The organism is Gemmobacter nanjingensis (assembly GCF_014652195.1).
Classification (GTDB): domain Bacteria; phylum Pseudomonadota; class Alphaproteobacteria; order Rhodobacterales; family Rhodobacteraceae; genus Gemmobacter; species Gemmobacter caeni.
Genome location: NZ_BMYI01000001.1, coordinates 279,868 through 295,228 on the forward strand (window position 1 = coordinate 279,868; position 15,361 = coordinate 295,228).

A 15,361-nucleotide genomic window follows, 5' to 3' on the forward strand; every position below is an offset into this window, starting at 1 on the left:
CATCATTCAGATCTCGAACGGCATTATAGGCGATTTTCCTCCGCATTCCAGACGTCACCCGTCCATGCGATCATACCAGCGCAGCAAGCGGCCCAGCGTCAGGGTCAGTGCCGCCAGAAACAGGCGATCCGAGGGGTGGGCCTCGTGCCGCAAGGGGCACAGCATGGCCCGCGACATCAGGCTGCCGTCACCAAGGCCCGGATGCATCCGGCCAAGGCGTTTGACGATGCGATGTGCCATATGTGCTTCGGCAATCAGCCTGTCGGCCAGCGGCCTCCATTCGGCAGGGGGCCGCGCCATCAGCGCCCGCGCGGCCGCATGCAGATCTCCGGGAAGAATCGCACGCACTACAGCGTAACCTCCAGACTTGCTGCGGGTCCGGCACCAAAACTGGCGGACAATTGCGCAACACGCAGCACCACCATGCCGGTAGCGCCATCAGCAGATTGCATCGCGCCGGTATAGACCCAGCCGGGCGCCGAGCAACGATCCTCACGCAGAAGCACCGCCCCTTGCCAGAGCTGCACGAGGTAATCCTCGCGCTCCTCCCCCATGGGCACGTCGGCGGCCTGCCAGCTGTCCCCGTCGATCCGGCTGCGGCGCACCCAGGTGAACGCCAGATCCCCCGCCTGTCGCTGCTCCTTCAGGTGACAGGGCGCATAGGGACGCAGGCCCACACCCGTGAAAGCCGCCACCCGATGCGTGACCGTCGGATGGTCATACCCCCGTGCGGCGACACCAATCCGGTAGTGCCGCTCCAGCCCGCGCAGGCTGGGCGGCAGGTCGATCTGCGCCAGCGCCCCGTCCAGCAGAACGATCTGGCTGCCGATGGGCCATTCACCGGGCATCACGCCGTCGGTGCCCGCCTGCCCGCGCAGCCGCATCCGCAGCTCGTAGGTCATCGGCGCCACAAGCTGCGCTTCGGTGAACTGAAACACCTCCCAGATGCCGCTGTCCGGATCACCGATGGCCATGGCGTTGGCCCCACCCAGCACCCCGCGCGGCCCGGCCGAAGTCAGATGCCCCGAGCTCAGACGCACCCGCAACCCCGCGCCGCGATCCCAGCGCCCGGCAGGCGCGCGCGCCAGCACCGTTTCGGTCCGTCCGATTGTGGCACTCCGGTTGAGAGTGGTGTTCAGCGCATAGCCCGCATCCTCCGCCGCCGACCACAGCGCGACCGTTCCGGGCCAGGGCCGACCGCCCACCGCCAAATGCGGCGCCCCGGGAACCTCAGAGCCTGTCAGCAGCGGCAGGTCGAGAAACACCGGATAAACCGGCAGCGGCGCCAGATATGCACGCGGCTCCGGAATTTCCTCGGCATGGGGCGCAGGCAGGTACAGCCCGCGTTCGGTGCGCACACCTTCGGCCATCAGAACATCACCATGTTCCAGCCGGTCAATGCGGTAGTCCGCGCCCGCAACCCGCGCCACATCACCCGCGCGCAAGCCCATGGCCGAACGCGGCAGCGCGAAGCGCAGCGTATCGCGCGCCACCTGCGCTTCGGCCAGCCAGCGTTCTGCGATGGCCGCGCCCTCAGCCCGCGTCAGCACCAGCGGCAGATCCGATTGCGCCACCGTCGGCACCGCATCCCCCGGCGCCACGGCCCCCGCCTGTCGCGACGCAAAATCACCATCGGCCTCGGTAAAGCCCAGCATCACCCGCCCGGCACTCTCCGGCTCGGGGCTGCGGCTGGTCTCCACCGGCCCAGACAGATCGGCCGAAACCGCGAGGCGATCCGTTGCGAATGCCGCCCCCATCTGCCCGTCGCGCATGCGAAACACCAGCTTACCGCCCTGATCCGTCGCATCAAACCCGTAGGCCAGCATCAGCGGCTGCAACGCAGCGCGGGTCGACCCGATCTCGGTCAGGTGAAAGCCGCGCACCACGCCGACCAGATCGGAGACGTCGAATTCCGTCAGCCCCGCCTGCTCGCAAATCTCGGCCACCACCGCCGCAAGCCGCTGCCCGGCGATACGTCCTGTGATCCAGTGGCCGCGCGCGTAATTGCCACCATCGCTCCAGACGCTCGCCATCGCCGGAAAGGCCGGATAGGGCCGTGCATCCCAGGCCCAGACATGCGACCGCGCCGTATCCAGCATCCGCCCGTCATAAAGCGCCGAGCGCGGGTTATGCACCGGGTCAGCCCAGTATTCATGGAACGCCAGCAGATAATGCATCTGCATCAGATCGTCGCGCCGCCCGGTGGAAAACTTCGGCAGCACGGATTCCGAGGATTTCGGGTCCAGAAACCTGTTCGGCTGGTTGGTGCCCTTGTCGATGGCCGCACAGCCGTATTCGGTGAACCAGATCGGTTTTGACTGTGGCACCCAGTCGGTTGTCCCCCAAGCGCGGACCCCGTCGATCCGGTCGTGGTGGCGTTCCGACCACCAAGACCGCAGATCCTTGTAGCGATAGATCCAAGGCTCGCCATAGGCACCGTCCTCAATGGGGCGGCGACGTTGCAGGCGTTCGGCCTCGTCACTGTCGTAATACCAGTCGAACCCCTCACCGCCTGCAACATTCGTCTTCAGGTAGTCGAGGTCATAGATCCGGCGCGCGCCCGCATCCAGATGCTCTTCCTCGTCGCGCCAGTCGCTCAGCGGCATGTAATTGTCGATGCCGATGAAGTCGATATTCAGATCGGCCCACAACGGATCGAGGTGGAAATACACATTCCCGCCCGTATGATAGCCGAAATACTCCGACCAGTCGGCAGCATAGCTGATCTTCGTGGCAGGCCCGAGGATCGCCCGCACCTCTGCCGCAAGCTGGCGCAGAGCCGCCACCGCCGGAAAGCTGTGCCCCGGCCCGCGGATCTGCGTCAGCCCGCGCATTTCAGACCCGATGCAAAACGCATCCACCCCACCCGCCGCCGCGCAAAGATGTGCATAATGCAGGATGAAGCGGCGATAGCGCCATTCGTCGGCGCCCGCATAGCTTACAGAAGTGCCATCTATGGTGAAATCCTCGGGCTGCGCGCCGCCAAAGAAATCGGCCACCTCGGCCAGCGCGCCCGAAGTCTGATCGCTCGATCCCGCCCGCCCCGGCGCCTGCGCCAGCGTGATACGGCCACGCCAGGGCAAGGGCGGCTGATCGGCCGCACCATCCCAGGGGTTTTGCAGCCCGTTGCCCGCAAGTTGTTCCATCAGGATGAAGGGGTAGAACATCACGCTCTGCCCCTTTGCCCGCAGCGCCGTGATCGCCTCCACCACCGCCGCATCGGCGGGTGTGCCGCCGTAGACAGAGCTCCCGTCAATGCGAGGCACCTCCTGCGCCGCATCGCGCCCGATGCCGCCCGCGCGCCAGACCATGCCCACGCCTTCCTGCGCGGTCTGTTCGACCTTGGGACGGATCTCGCAGTCCCCGCAGCGCAGGTCACTTCCGAACCACGATACCACCAGCGAGACCGAGCCGCAGTTCGGCGCCTCCTCCTCAAGCTGTTTCAGCGAGGTCAGGAAATCGCTGCGCCCTGAGGGCGAGTTCACATTCGCCGACCGCACAGCTGCATCGCCCTCGGCATAATGAACTGCCGTCGTCGCCAGCGAATATTCGCCCGTGCCGGGGATCAGCGCAACAGCCCGCACCGCGTCCTGAAGGCTGGTCATCGCCTCCGCCGCAGCCCCCTGCGCCGGGCGGATCACCTCGAAGGAAAGCTGCGGCACCCGGTTGCCGAAACGGCCAAGCTCCAGATCCTCGATCACCACATAGGCGATACCGCGATAGGCTGGCGCCAGATCCGCCCCCTCCACCGCTTCGATCTTCGGATCGGGCAGTTGCGCCTCGCTGCCGGTGTAGACCCGCAGGTTCAAATCGCCCGGCGCGATTTCCACCCCGTCGGCCCAGATCCGGCCAATGCTGGAAATTCGCCCCTGACACAGCGCGACGGCAAGGCTGGCGCTGTAGGAATAGGTCGTGGTGCGCGGGCTCGGCGCACCCTTGCCGCCCCCGGTGGTGCTGGTCTGTTCCATGAAGCGTGTGGCCCAGATCACCTGACCCGCCACCCGCACCCGGCCAAAGACCTGCGCCACCGCCGCCCCTTCCGAGGCGCCCATCAGGCGGAAACGGTCCACCCGCCCAACCTCGACCGCCTCGGAGCCCGCGCCCAGCAGCTTCTGATCCAGCACGCGGCCCAGCGTGGCCCCCACCGCGCGGCCGATGACCGCGCCGGACAGGCCCAGAACCGTGCCGCCAAAGCCCGATCCGATTGCGGCCCCCGCCGCGGACAGCAGTATCGTCGCCATTCAGCGCGCTCCTTCGAAGATTGCTCAGCCGCGCTCTGCACGGTCAGGAAATGCGAACCGCGCCGCGATGCGGCGCTTCCAGGGGACAGAAAGCGGGCTTTCGATCACCCCATGCCCCGTATAGGCGTGAACGAAGCTTTCACGCCGCCCGACCTCGGTCAGGATGCCCAGATGCTTCGCCACGCTGCCCTCGCGCATGCGAAACAGGATCACGTCGCCCGGCGCGGGTTCAGTCAGCGGACGGGGGTTCAGAAACCGCATCCCCGCCGCCAGCAGCGCCTCCTCGCCCGAGGGTTCAGACCAGTCCTGCGTATAGGGCGGCACCTCGACCGGCTCCGGCCCGACCAGCGCGCGCCAGACGCCGCGGATCAGGCCCAGACAATCCGTCCCCGCACCGCGCGTTGCGCATTGGTGCAGATAGGGCGTGCCGATCCAGCGCCGCACCTCCGCGACGATTTCCTCGCCCCGGCTCATCCGCGCAGGCTCCCGCCGTCATTTACCAGTGAGGAAGTCGGGAAAGAGGTCAGCCAATCCTCGCCCGGAATATGCGGAAAGCCACGAAAGTTCAGGAAATTGTTGAACTTCTGCCGACAGGTCTCGGGCCGCTTGTCGCAGCCCGCCACCAGCCGCACCGCCGTGCCCGCCGCCACATCGGCACCCAAGGCGCGCCACAGCCCGATCTCGCGCCGCCCGTCGGCAAGAATACGGTCTGTCTTGATCGCCCCCGACAGATCAGCCGCTGCCCCGTCGCGCAAAGTCAGCACCCCGCGCTCGAACCAGCCCTGCGGATATTCGGCCAGTGGGGCAAAGCGGAACACCCTTCGCTCCGTCACCTCGGCGAGCACACAATCGGCAGTGAACTGCGGGTCTTGCAGATCCACCCCGCACTCCCGATCCCCAAGCAGCGCTGCGCATTCGCGCTGATAGACCCACCCCTGCGGATGGTTCAGCCGCTCCGCCAGCCCGCGCAGTTCTGCCTCGAACCCCGCACCGTTACGGGTAATCTCGCCCAGAGTACCCCGAAACAGCAGGTCGCGCTGCGTCGGGTCGGCCCAGTTGACCAGCCAGGCCTCCACCTCCGCCCCGTCATAGCGCCCGGCCAGAATATCAGCTTCGGTCAGCCCCGCATCGCTCAGCGCCCCCACGGCCTGCGTATTATCGACCGAAAGCCCGGTCGATTGCTGCAAGGCCCCTGCCGTCAGCCCGGTCGAGGCGCGGAAGGTTACCCCCCCGAACCGCAGATCACCGTCATGGTCGGTAAAGCCCATCTGCGTCCCGTCAACCCGCCGCACCAGCCAGGCCCGGCACACCGTCGTCGCGCCGCCCGCCAGATGCGCCAGCAGATCGTCGCGCGCACTCATACCCGCACCTCCACCACCGGAACACTGGGCACATCGCCCGCCTGGAACGAGGCGACCGAAGTCTGAATGCGGTCGGTATCAAACCGCACCGGCACATCGAATTCGAACCCGGCCGAGACCGCCACGCCCACCGCAGGCGGCGTGGAAAACCGCACTACCCCCGTTGTGGTATCAATGTCGAACTCCGGCCCCTCGACCTTCTGGTCGCGATCCACCGCCACCACGACGCTGCCGCGCACCGGCTTCACCACCGGCCGCACATAGCTCGCCTCGCCCGAGCGATAGGTCTTGCACAGCCCGAACTCGACCCGCGCGCCATCGCCCGTGCCGATGATCTGGTCGAACGGCGTCACCGCGCGCGAGGCGCGGCCGGATTTGTAATCCGACCAGTCCTTCCAGCGGAAGCCGAACATCTGCCCGCGCCGCGCCTCGAAAAACGCGATCAGCGTTTCCACATCGTCCAGCGAGCGCAAGCCCACCCCCGCATCATAGCGCCGGCGCGAGTGCTCCCAGGGCGTGTTCCGTTCCTCGAACCCGTTGGTCAGCGTCACGATTTCGGTGCGCCGCTCCGGCCCGCCGACCGAGCCGAAGCTCAGATTGGCGGGAAAACGAATGTCGTGAAATGCCATGATCCCTCCTCAGCGGTTGCGCTGGCCACGCGCCAGCGCCCGGCTGGCCTGTGCCGCGATTTGTGACTGGCTGCGCTGAAAGCCCTGCACGTCGGGGGTCGTGATGTTCATCACCACCGTCACCGGCCGTCCGCCGCCGGAGGCCTGCACCCCCAGCCGCCCATCGGCACCACGCGCCAGCGGCATGATCGCCTCCGGCCCCGCCTCGCCCATCAGCCCACTGCCACCACGCATGGGAAAACTGACCGGGCTGGATACCACGCCGCCCTTGGCGAAGGGCATCACCCGGCCCTGCGTGAAGGCGCCGCCCTTGGCGAAGGGCATGATCCCGCTGAACAGCGCGTTCATCCCCTCCGCCAGCAACCCGCCCACCGCATTCTGCACGGGCTTCATCGCCACACCGTAAACCGTGTCGACCATGCTGCGCGCCACGCTCTTCAGCGCGTCCGACAGCTTCATCCCGTCGAACACCAGCCCGTCAAAGGCGCGCCGCAGGCCGCCGCTGATGCCGCTGCTCAGTTGATTGACCTCGCGGCCGGTGAACAGCAGCGTATCGCGCATCCGCGCCAGCTCGCCCTCGAAGGCGGTGACCATGCCGGTCGTGCCATCCAGTGTCGCCTCCAGCGCCGCGACCTGATCTTCAAGCGTCTCCAGATCCGCCATCCGTCCTGTCCTTCCTCAGATCGGGAAAGGCCGCGGCCAGTTCATCCAGCCGCCTCCGTGTCATCGCCGGGGTCGCACGATCCGCCCCCAGCATCAGCCGCAACTCCACCGGCGTCAGCCGCCAGAACTCGGCCGGGGTCAGTCCAAGCCCGTTCAGCCCCGCCCGCATGAGGCCCGGCCAGTCGATGCCGCTCATGCCTCGCCCGGCAGCGCGAAGGCCCGCGCCAGAAGTTCCGCCGCCGCCCGTGCCGCCCCGACCGGCCCGCCGCCGATCTCGACCGTGCGCAGATCCTCGGCCCGGCCCTGCCAGCCGCCGCCACGCAATCCCGCCACCAGCAAGGCCAACACATCGCGGCTGGAGATCCGCCCCGCCTCGAACCGCGCCACCAGATTCACCAACGTGTCCTCGCCCAAGGTCATCTCCAGTTCCGCCAGCGTCCCCAGCGTCAGCTTCGCCACATGCGGCACGCCCTCCAGCGTCACCACCACCTCACCGGCAAAAGGGTTCGCCATGGTCAAAGCGCCGTAAACGTCAGCGCCCCGGCTGAGGCGAGCGTCAGTTCATAAGTCGCCTCGCCGTTATGGCTGCCGGAATATTCGATGGCGGTAATCTGGAAAGGCCCCTCCACAATGCCGAAATCCGGGATCACCACCTGGAAATTCGGCATCTCGCCGTCAAAGAATATCTGCCGCGCGCGTTCGTCGGTATTGGAGTCCCGGAACACCCCCGAGCCCGAGATACTGGCAGAGCGCACACCCGCCCCCGCCAGCAACTCGCGCCAGCCACCCTGGCTTTCAAGGCTGGTCACATCCACCGTTTCCGCGTTGAAGCTGATACGCGTGGCGCGCAGCCCCGCGATGGTCTCGAACTGAAGGCTGCCGTTCACGTCGATCTTGACCAGCAAGTCCTTGCCGCTTTGCACTGCCATGGAATTCTCCGATTACTGTAGGGATTGGCGGAATATCCACAGACGAACCGCCAATAATGTTCGATTAGTGTAACTCAATCCTCGACCCGGATGTCGAAGCGCAGGTCGATCCGCCGGGTGGCACCGGCGCCCAGCCGCCGCGCCACTGCCCGGACGAAGCGCATCAGCACCACCCGCCCGCGCGCCAGCACCAGCGCCTGATCCGCCAGTGCATCCGAGACACGGACCGCGATTTCCTTCGCGCTCAGGAACCCCGCCGCATCGGAAATCACGCTGATCTGCACCCGGTGCAGCGCGCCTCCGCCGGTCTTGTCGCCGGCATCCAGCGCCTCCTCCGGGCCGATCAGCACGAAGCGGCCGCTGCCCCCGCCCTCGGGCGGCGCGTCGAACACCGCCACATCGGGCAGCGCCGAAACCAGCCGCTGATAGACCGCCGCCTGCAAGGCAGCCGCGACGCCATAGCTCATGCTGGCACCTCCTCCCGCGCGAAACAGATCAGATAGCGCGCGGCCGCATCGCGCTCCGTCACCGCGAGGATCGGGAACAGCCGTGCCCCGTCGCGGAACCGCTGCCCCGGCAGCGGACGCGAGGCCGCGCCCTGGGCCGCGCCCCGCACCACGATCCGATACGCGACCGAGGCCATCACCACCTCCTCACCCGGGACCTCACGCCCGGCGCCCGGCAACACCTCAGCCCAGAGCGTGCCCAGCGCCTGCCAGCTTTCCACATAGCCACCCGCGCCGTCCGCCACACGCGAACGCGCCTCCAACAACAAAGACCGTGTCAGCGAAGGCGCCCTCATGCCGCGCCCCCGCCCAGCACACGCACATTGCGCCAGCGTTCCACCAGCAGTTGCACCCCGCGCGGCAACGCCTCGGCCTGCCCCCCCGGCTCGTGCCGGGTCTCGTAGAACTGCCCGGCGAGCAGCAGTACCGCCTTCGCCAGATCGGCGGGCACCGCTGTCCAGATCGCCCCGAAACCCGCCTCAAACACGACCTCCACCCGACCATCCTCGGGCACCGTCGGCAGCAGCGTGCCCACCGACGCCAGCCGCGGCCGATGTGTGTCGACAATCAGCTTCCACCGCGCGGGCGCAACCGGCACCGCCGCCTCACCCGCATCGAACAGCGTGACCGAATTCACCACCGAGACCGGCGCCACCGGCAGCGCCTGAGCCGTCGCATCACGCCAGCGGTCCAGCGCCAGGCGAAAAGTCCGCGTCAGAAGCACCTTGCCGGTGCGCGCCTCAATCGCCGCCATCGCCGCCCGGAGACAGCTTTCCAGCAAGCCATCCTGCATTCCGTCATCAGCAAAGCCGGTGCCCAGTCGCAGGTGATCCCGCAAAATCTGCACCGGCAGCGCTGCCCCCGGCACGCTCGTCAACTCTGTCAACATCATCATCCGCTCCTTGCCCCTCAAATGCGCCCCAAGGCGGGACCGGACGCGCGCCCCGCGCCACTCGGACGGAGGGGAGCAGCTAGAAGGCGCCGGACAGGCGCGCGTCCGCAGGTCCGGGCGCTACGCCCCCGGACCATCCGTCAGCCGGTCAGGAGATGGCAAATTTCAGAAGCTTGATCGCCGCGAAATCGCTGACCCCGCCGCCCACGCGCTTGGTGGCATAGAACAGCACATGCGGCTTGGCCGAGAACGGGTCGCGCAGCACACGCAGATCCGGGCGTTCGGCCACCGTATAGCCAGCCGCGAAATCGCCGAAAGCGATGGCATAGGCATTGGCGCCGATGTCGGGCATGTCCTCTGCGATCAGCACCGGATAGCCCATCAGCCGCGCGGGCTCGCCCGCCGCCAGACCGTCGCTCCACAGGAAGCGGCCATCGGCATCCTTCATCTTGCGCACCGCGCCTGCGGTTTTCGAGTTCATGACGAAGCTCGCATTGGCGCGATAGGTGGCGTCCAGCGCATAGACCAGGTCGACGATGGCATCCGCCGGATTGGTTGCCGAAAAATCGCCTGCCGTGCCAGTGGCAATGTAGCCAAGGCTGCCCCAGGCCCAGCTCGCCTGCGCCACCTTGGTTCCGGTCAGAAAACCCCTGGGTTTGCCCACGCCATCGCCACCGACAAAGGCCGCCGCCTCGGCACGGGCAAACTTGTCGGCAATACGGCCCGCCAGCCAGCCTTCGACATCGAAGGCGCTGTCGTCCAGCAGGCGCTGGCTGGCCTTCGGCATGGCCGAAAGCTCATGCAGCGGGATCGAGATACGCTCGATCTGCGGCGCGGCGGTCTCGGTCACGGCGCTCGCCTCGGTGGCCCAGCCGGTGCCCACATCGCTGTGGTCGATCACCACATCGAACGATGTTGCCTCCACCTGCACCACATTGGCAATCGCCCGCAGCGACGAGGTGGATTTCAGGGACGACCGGATGGTCTCCGCCGTCTGCGGGTCCACCAGATAGCCGCCCTCGGCCGCCACGGCGGTGTTCAGCCCCTTGCCCTCCAGCACAAGCCCGCGCAGCCCGTCATCATCGCCCGAACGCAGATAGGCGTCGAAGGCCTTCTGATGGGGCGCGCCCAATTCGGCCGCAGCCGAAAGCGCGGGGCGGCCGTAGGTCATGGTTTTGCGATCCAGCATGGTCAGTCGCTCTTCCTGTTGTTGCAACGCAGATTTCACTTCACCCTGAAAGACACTGAATTCCTTCAGGAAACCCATCATGGCGGCTTTCATTTCCACCGCCGGTTCCAGCGGGGCGGCAGACATGCCGCCTTCGCCCCGCGCCTTGTGCCCGGTCATTGCCTTGTCCTTTCCGTCTGGTCGTGAAGGCCGCCTAGCGGTCGGTCAGGGTCCGGCGGGCCTCGTCAAAGACCTGCGCCAGCGAACGCCAGGTGTCGTCGGGGCGATCGCCCTTCGCCGCCACCCGCGCCTCCGCAAGCATGGGGAAGGTGACCAGCGACACCTCCCACAGCTCCAGCTCGGTCAGAAGCCGCTGCCCCTTCCCGTCGCGTTCCGATTTGACCGTGCGATAGCCGATCGACAGCCCGTCGATGGCCCCCGCCGCCAGCAGCGCCGCCGCCTCGCGGCCGCGCGCCACCTCGGGCAAGAGACGCCCCTTGACCCAAAGGCCCCGGCCATCCTCGCGCACCTCGTCCCAGATGCCGATAGGCTGCGTCGGGTCGTGCTGCCACAGCATCTTCACCCGCCGCCCTGCCGCGCCCAGCCTGACCAGAGATCCGGCATAGGCCCCCGCCTGCACCACATCGCCGCCCTGATCGCGCCGCCCGAACAGGCTCGCATAGCCCTCGATCTCGGTGCCGCCGGTGACCCGCAGCCCGGCCTCCGCCGTGTCGCCCAAGGCCACGAATTTGCGCTCCGGCGCCCCAAAGCCCGTGATATATCCCATGCCCGTCACCTCATCGCCGCTTTCAGCACCGCCTCGGCCCCCTGCGCCAGCAGGAAGGCCGCGACGCCGTAAACCCCCAGCCAGATCCGCTTTTCCAGCCGCTCCAGCGCACCGTCGATCTGCGTCAGCCGGTATTCCAGCGCACTCCACCGCTCCTCCGCGACCCGCTCGTTCGCCTCGATCCGCGCCGCGGCCGCATCGAAACTGTCGTAAAGATAGCGCGACCCGCCCGAGGCCCGCTCGCGCCCGCTCATTCCTCCTCCACCAGCCGTGGCAGCCCCAGGATCGCCCGCTTTTCGGCCTGCGTCAGGAAATCGGCCGCCCCGACCCGCGCCCATTGCTGGTCACGCTCCACCGCCAGCGCCGACACCTGATCCAGATCGGGGCGCAGCTCCACCGCCTCGCCGGTGAAGCCTGCCAGCCAATGCGACACCGCCGCCGTGACCTTGCCCACCAGCGGCAGCACCGTCAGCCGATAGAAGGCGCGGTTCGCCTCCTGATAATTCGCATAGGTCGCGTCGCCCGGAATCCCGATCAGCATGGGCGGCACCCCGAAGGCGATTGCGATTTCCCGCGCCGCTGCCTCCTTGGTCTTCTGGAACTCCATGTCGCTGGGCGAAAACCCCATCGGCTTCCAGTCCAGCCCGCCCTCCAGCAGCATCGGCCGCCCGGCATTGCGCGCGCCCTGATGGTTCGCCTCGATCTCGGTCACCAGCCGGTCATATTGATCGGGGCTCAGCACCGCCTGCCCGTCGCCCCCCTTGTAGACGATGGCCCCCGAGGGCCGCGCCGCATTGTCCAGCAGCGCCTTCGACCAGGCACTCGCCGCCGAATGCACATCCAGCGCCACCGCCGCCGCCTGCATCGGCGCGAAACCGTAATGGTCGTCCTGTGGATGGAAGCTGCGGATATGGCAGACCGGCACCACCTCCCCCGTCATGTCGAACCGATGCACCCGGCCGCCGACTGTATAGTCATAGGCGACAGGCCAGCCATCCGCCCCCGGCACAAGGCTCATCCGGTCCGAGCGCAGCACATGCAATTCGCCCGGAACCTTGCCTACTCCCGGCACCGCCTCCAGATAGGCGTTGCCCGACAGCAGAAGCTGCGCATAGACCGCTTCGAACAGATCCGCCCGCCCCTGCGCCGGATTGGGTCGCCGTACCAGATCCAGCACCGGGTGCTGCTCATAGCGCCGCTCGGCATCCTGCAAGACCAGAGGCAGCGCCGCCGCCGCCTCGGCGATCAGCTTCACCGCGCGAAACCCCACCGGATTGCCCTGAAAGCCGTTGCGCACAAGGCTCACCGTGTCCCGCGCGCTCCAGACCGACCGGCCCGAAAGCCCGAAGGCCACCACCCGCCCCGTGGCCGAGGCTTTCTGCTCCGGCGCCACCCTTTCGGTGCGCCGCAGGAAATCGAACACCATCCCGCTCTCCTTCATCCGGGCAACAGCCCACCATGCCCGCACGCCAGCGCGCGAGACCCGGAGCCTCTTGCTTCTTGTCCAAATACTCCCGCCGGAGGCGCCTACAGCCGCCGCACCTGCGGGCTGGCCTGCCGCTGCGCAGGCTCCACCATCAGCGCGGTCAGCGCCCAGACCAGCGCATCCACCCGGTCGGGCGAGCCACGGCCTTCATACCCCCGCGCCGTCATCCGGCACATCTGATCCTCCAGCCGCGCCAACCCCCGCAGATGAGTCACCCGTCCCTGCTCATACAGTGCCGCCACTGGCTCAGCCCGCGCGGCCTTGCCCTTCGAGGCCCGCACCGCCCGGAACGGCACCAGTGGATCAACCTGCCGGATCACCGCCTGCACCAGATCGCCACCCTGATTGACCTCGGCCACCAGCCGGTCAGCGCCGTGCCGCTGCATGGCGGCAATCGCCGCCCGCGCCCAGCCATCGGGCGAAGCGCCCTGCACGCTGGCATCTTCCAGCACACAGGCCCGCCAATCCTGCACCGGCCCCTCGGTCACCGCGCTGACCACCACGATCCCGCATTCGTCCGAACCGCCATGGCCGGTGACCGGCGGATCGACCGCCACCACCACCCGCCCCCTGGCCGGAGCCTCGGTGACACGCGTGCGCTCCAGCATCGCCTGCGTCCACAAGGCGCCTTCCGCATCCTCGACCAGAATGCCCTCCAGCTCCTGCATACCCGCCCGCGTGCCGCCATAGCGCGCCGTCACCTCATCGAGGAAACTCGCCGCCAGATAGGCGCGGTTGGCATCCGTCGGCGCATGGGTCACCACCGAGGACGGGTTGTTCAGGATCGCCTTCAGCACCGCCACATTGCGCGGCGTCGTCGTCACCACCTGCTGCGGATGCGGCCCCAGACGCAGCGCGAATTGCAGCTGGTCCCAGGTCTCCTCCGCCTTCTTCCACTTCGCCAGCTCGTCCACCCAGGCCGCGTCGAACTGCGGCCCGCGCAGGCTTTCCGGCTCATGCGCCGAAAACACCTGCGCCACCGCGCCATTCGGCCAGACCAGCCGCCGCCGCCCCGCCTCCCATTGCGGGCGCCGATCCGGGGGCGAGCACGCCAGAATCCCGCTGTCGCCGAAGATCATCACCTCGCGCACCTGATCCTGCGTCTCACCCACCAACGCCACCCGGCTGGCCCGGCCGGGGTCGGCGGGGCGCGCACCTTCCACCTGTGCGCGCACCCATTCCGCCCCGGCCCGCGTCTTGCCTGCCCCGCGTCCGCCCATGATGACCCAGGTTTTCCAGGCCCCCTCAGGCGGAAGCTGGTGCGGCAGCGCCCAGAACTCGAACATCCACGGCAGCGCCAGCAGCGCTTCATCGCTCAGCCCGCCCAGAAACTCATCCACCACCTCCGGCGTCACGGAGGCGAGCCAGCCTGCGCCCGATTTCAGCCCGGGCCGCGGCGAAATCCAGTTCTCCGCCAGAGCCTCCTGCGACCCCGGCAACCTGCTTGCGGAGTTTGTCAACGCGCGTCCTTTCATCCATGACCATCTGGAAAGCCACACGCAGATCCTTCACGGCCTGCGCTGCCGCCTTCACCTCGCCCAGTTCGCCATCCCGCAGCCTTCGCGTGGCCGTGGCCAGCTCCAGCGCGATTTCCTGGTAATAATCTTCCGTCGCCCTCAGCAAAGCCTCAGGCCCGTTCTCTTCCGCAGAGAAGTCCATTCCCATCCTGCTGCCGCCCGCCTCTCATGCCTCCGCACGAGTGAAATGGAAAAGCGAGCGCCCCGGGTGCCCCCCGATCCGTCGCTCGCCGCATTTCTTCTAGCATGCAACCATCTCTATATCCCCGGCGTTAAAAAGTCAATTATTATTGTATTTTCAATATATTAACCAAACGAACGCACCCTGCCAGATCCCTGCTGTAACCCGACAAAAATAAGGGTGTTTTTAGGGAAGCAGGGGGCGCCATCCGTCGTTAGGTGTCGTTACCCGTCGCCAGCCGTCTTTCCTCAATAAAATAAGGCGCTTGCCGAGGCTGTGAGGCTCTGTTGGCGTGTCTGGGCGGCTTTGGGGCGTCCATGTCGGTCGCGACGAAAATATTGCGCCAAACAGGTGGCCAGAGTGTGATCCACGCCCTCACTGGCGCCCGCACCTGCGCCATGGCCTCGCGGTCATAATAGAAGGTCAGGATCGCATAGCAGAGGCCGGTGCCGACCATATCGGCGGTCCAGGGCCGGTCAGGATGCGTGCCATATCTGGCCAGCAGCATCGGATCGGCGGCGGTCTGGCTGCCGTCGTAATACCTGATCCAGGCATGGCCCTCGTAATCGCCGAGGATCGGCAGGCCGTAATCGGCATGCGCCCCGGTGCCGATCTCGACATAATCATCGTTCAGGATCAGCCGCTCCAGCTTTGCACCGGGGGCCGAGCAGATCTCGATCACATGGGTCAGATAACTTGGGCGCTGCCCCGGCGAGCGCCGCCCCGGAGAGATCGGAGCGTGGAAACGGCCGCGCGATATCATGCACCATGAAGCTGGCGCCGGGCTGGCGCAGCACGTCGATCATCGCCAGCGCCTCGGCCGCCTCGTCCGGCGTCATGTCGCCCAGCCGGATCTCGCCCGACCAGAGCCGGGTGCCCAGCTCCGCCGTCAGGATCTCGCCCGCGCCGGTCTCCGACACTTCCATCGCCTCGGGCAGATCGAAGGTCATCTCCTGCACGGGCAGAAGATCCATGAACTGCGCACGGGTCAGCGGGAAGGA

The 15,361-nt window shown here is 67.3% G+C and carries 19 protein-coding genes and 1 pseudogene; all 20 read right to left on the reverse strand.

What is annotated here, in order from left to right; translation table 11 throughout:
* Window positions 1–54: 54 nt before the first annotated feature.
* Window positions 55–348, reverse strand: a complete 294-nt coding sequence (locus tag IE126_RS01415) for a DUF7742 family protein (protein WP_054304649.1) — start codon at window positions 346–348, stop codon at window positions 55–57.
* Window positions 348–4,241: a baseplate multidomain protein megatron gene (locus tag IE126_RS01420; protein ID WP_189379986.1), complete on the reverse strand. Its 3,894-nt coding sequence runs from the start codon at window positions 4,239–4,241 to the stop codon at window positions 348–350. The genes IE126_RS01415 and IE126_RS01420 overlap by 1 nt, the downstream gene beginning before the upstream one ends.
* A 24-nt stretch (window positions 4,242–4,265) precedes the next feature.
* Window positions 4,266–4,715: an NlpC/P60 family protein gene (locus tag IE126_RS01425; protein WP_189379987.1), complete on the reverse strand. Its 450-nt coding sequence runs from the start codon at window positions 4,713–4,715 to the stop codon at window positions 4,266–4,268.
* Window positions 4,712–5,602, reverse strand: coding sequence for a DUF2163 domain-containing protein (locus IE126_RS01430; RefSeq protein WP_189379988.1), 891 nt, complete (start codon window positions 5,600–5,602; stop codon window positions 4,712–4,714). Before IE126_RS01430 ends, IE126_RS01425 begins: the two co-directional genes overlap by 4 nt.
* Window positions 5,599–6,231, reverse strand: a complete 633-nt coding sequence (locus IE126_RS01435) for a DUF2460 domain-containing protein (protein ID WP_054304645.1) — start codon at window positions 6,229–6,231, stop codon at window positions 5,599–5,601. Before IE126_RS01435 ends, IE126_RS01430 begins: the two co-directional genes overlap by 4 nt.
* 9 nt (window positions 6,232–6,240) lie before the next feature.
* Complete coding sequence (locus tag IE126_RS01440; protein WP_054304644.1) at window positions 6,241–6,894, reverse strand: phage tail tape measure protein; 654 nt, start codon at window positions 6,892–6,894, stop codon at window positions 6,241–6,243.
* Window positions 6,872–7,090 (reverse strand): rcc01693 family protein, encoded by a 219-nt coding sequence (locus IE126_RS01445; protein ID WP_189379989.1) that lies wholly within the window; start codon window positions 7,088–7,090, stop codon window positions 6,872–6,874. The genes IE126_RS01440 and IE126_RS01445 overlap by 23 nt, the downstream gene beginning before the upstream one ends.
* Window positions 7,087–7,407: a gene transfer agent family protein gene (locus IE126_RS01450; protein WP_189379990.1), complete on the reverse strand. Its 321-nt coding sequence runs from the start codon at window positions 7,405–7,407 to the stop codon at window positions 7,087–7,089. Before IE126_RS01450 ends, IE126_RS01445 begins: the two co-directional genes overlap by 4 nt.
* A gap of 2 nt (window positions 7,408–7,409) precedes the next feature.
* Window positions 7,410–7,823 carry a phage major tail protein, TP901-1 family gene (locus IE126_RS01455; protein WP_119135011.1) on the reverse strand — a complete coding sequence of 138 codons (414 nt, stop codon included), beginning with the start codon at window positions 7,821–7,823 and terminating at the stop codon, window positions 7,410–7,412.
* Between the two features lie 74 nt (window positions 7,824–7,897).
* A complete protein-coding gene (locus IE126_RS01460; RefSeq protein ID WP_189379991.1) occupies window positions 7,898–8,290 on the reverse strand; it encodes a DUF3168 domain-containing protein in 393 nt (130 codons plus the stop codon).
* The gene (locus IE126_RS01465; RefSeq protein WP_189379992.1) at window positions 8,287–8,625 is read right to left on the reverse strand and encodes a head-tail adaptor protein; all 339 of its coding nucleotides are present in this window, start codon (window positions 8,623–8,625) and stop codon (window positions 8,287–8,289) included. Before IE126_RS01465 ends, IE126_RS01460 begins: the two co-directional genes overlap by 4 nt.
* Entirely contained in the window at window positions 8,622–9,221 is a 600-nt protein-coding gene (locus IE126_RS01470) for a head-tail connector protein (RefSeq protein WP_189379993.1), read from the reverse strand. The genes IE126_RS01465 and IE126_RS01470 overlap by 4 nt, the downstream gene beginning before the upstream one ends.
* Window positions 9,222–9,369: 148 nt before the next feature.
* Entirely contained in the window at window positions 9,370–10,569 is a 1,200-nt protein-coding gene (locus tag IE126_RS01475) for a phage major capsid protein (protein WP_407645960.1), read from the reverse strand.
* 34 nt (window positions 10,570–10,603) lie between these two features.
* Window positions 10,604–11,176, reverse strand: coding sequence for an HK97 family phage prohead protease (locus IE126_RS01480; protein ID WP_189379994.1), 573 nt, complete (start codon window positions 11,174–11,176; stop codon window positions 10,604–10,606).
* A 5-nt stretch (window positions 11,177–11,181) separates the two neighbouring features.
* A complete protein-coding gene (locus IE126_RS01485) occupies window positions 11,182–11,430 on the reverse strand; it encodes a GTA head formation protein, RCAP_rcc01685 family (RefSeq protein ID WP_054304636.1) in 249 nt (82 codons plus the stop codon).
* On the reverse strand, window positions 11,427–12,602 hold the full coding sequence (locus IE126_RS01490) for a phage portal protein (protein WP_189379995.1): 1,176 nt from the start codon (window positions 12,600–12,602) through the stop codon (window positions 11,427–11,429). The genes IE126_RS01485 and IE126_RS01490 overlap by 4 nt, the downstream gene beginning before the upstream one ends.
* A 101-nt stretch (window positions 12,603–12,703) precedes the next feature.
* Window positions 12,704–14,002 (reverse strand): DNA-packaging protein, encoded by a 1,299-nt coding sequence (locus IE126_RS01495; protein WP_054304650.1) that lies wholly within the window; start codon window positions 14,000–14,002, stop codon window positions 12,704–12,706.
* The gene (locus IE126_RS25830) at window positions 13,995–14,321 is read right to left on the reverse strand and encodes a hypothetical protein (RefSeq protein ID WP_229825157.1); all 327 of its coding nucleotides are present in this window, start codon (window positions 14,319–14,321) and stop codon (window positions 13,995–13,997) included. The genes IE126_RS01495 and IE126_RS25830 overlap by 8 nt, the downstream gene beginning before the upstream one ends.
* A 253-nt stretch (window positions 14,322–14,574) precedes the next feature.
* Window positions 14,575–15,042, reverse strand: a complete 468-nt coding sequence (locus IE126_RS01500; RefSeq protein WP_194678670.1) for a hypothetical protein — start codon at window positions 15,040–15,042, stop codon at window positions 14,575–14,577.
* Window positions 14,984–15,361 (reverse strand): annotated as a pseudogene (locus tag IE126_RS25770) (hypothetical protein); the annotation flags it as partial. The gene IE126_RS01500 and the pseudogene IE126_RS25770, both read right to left, overlap by 59 nt.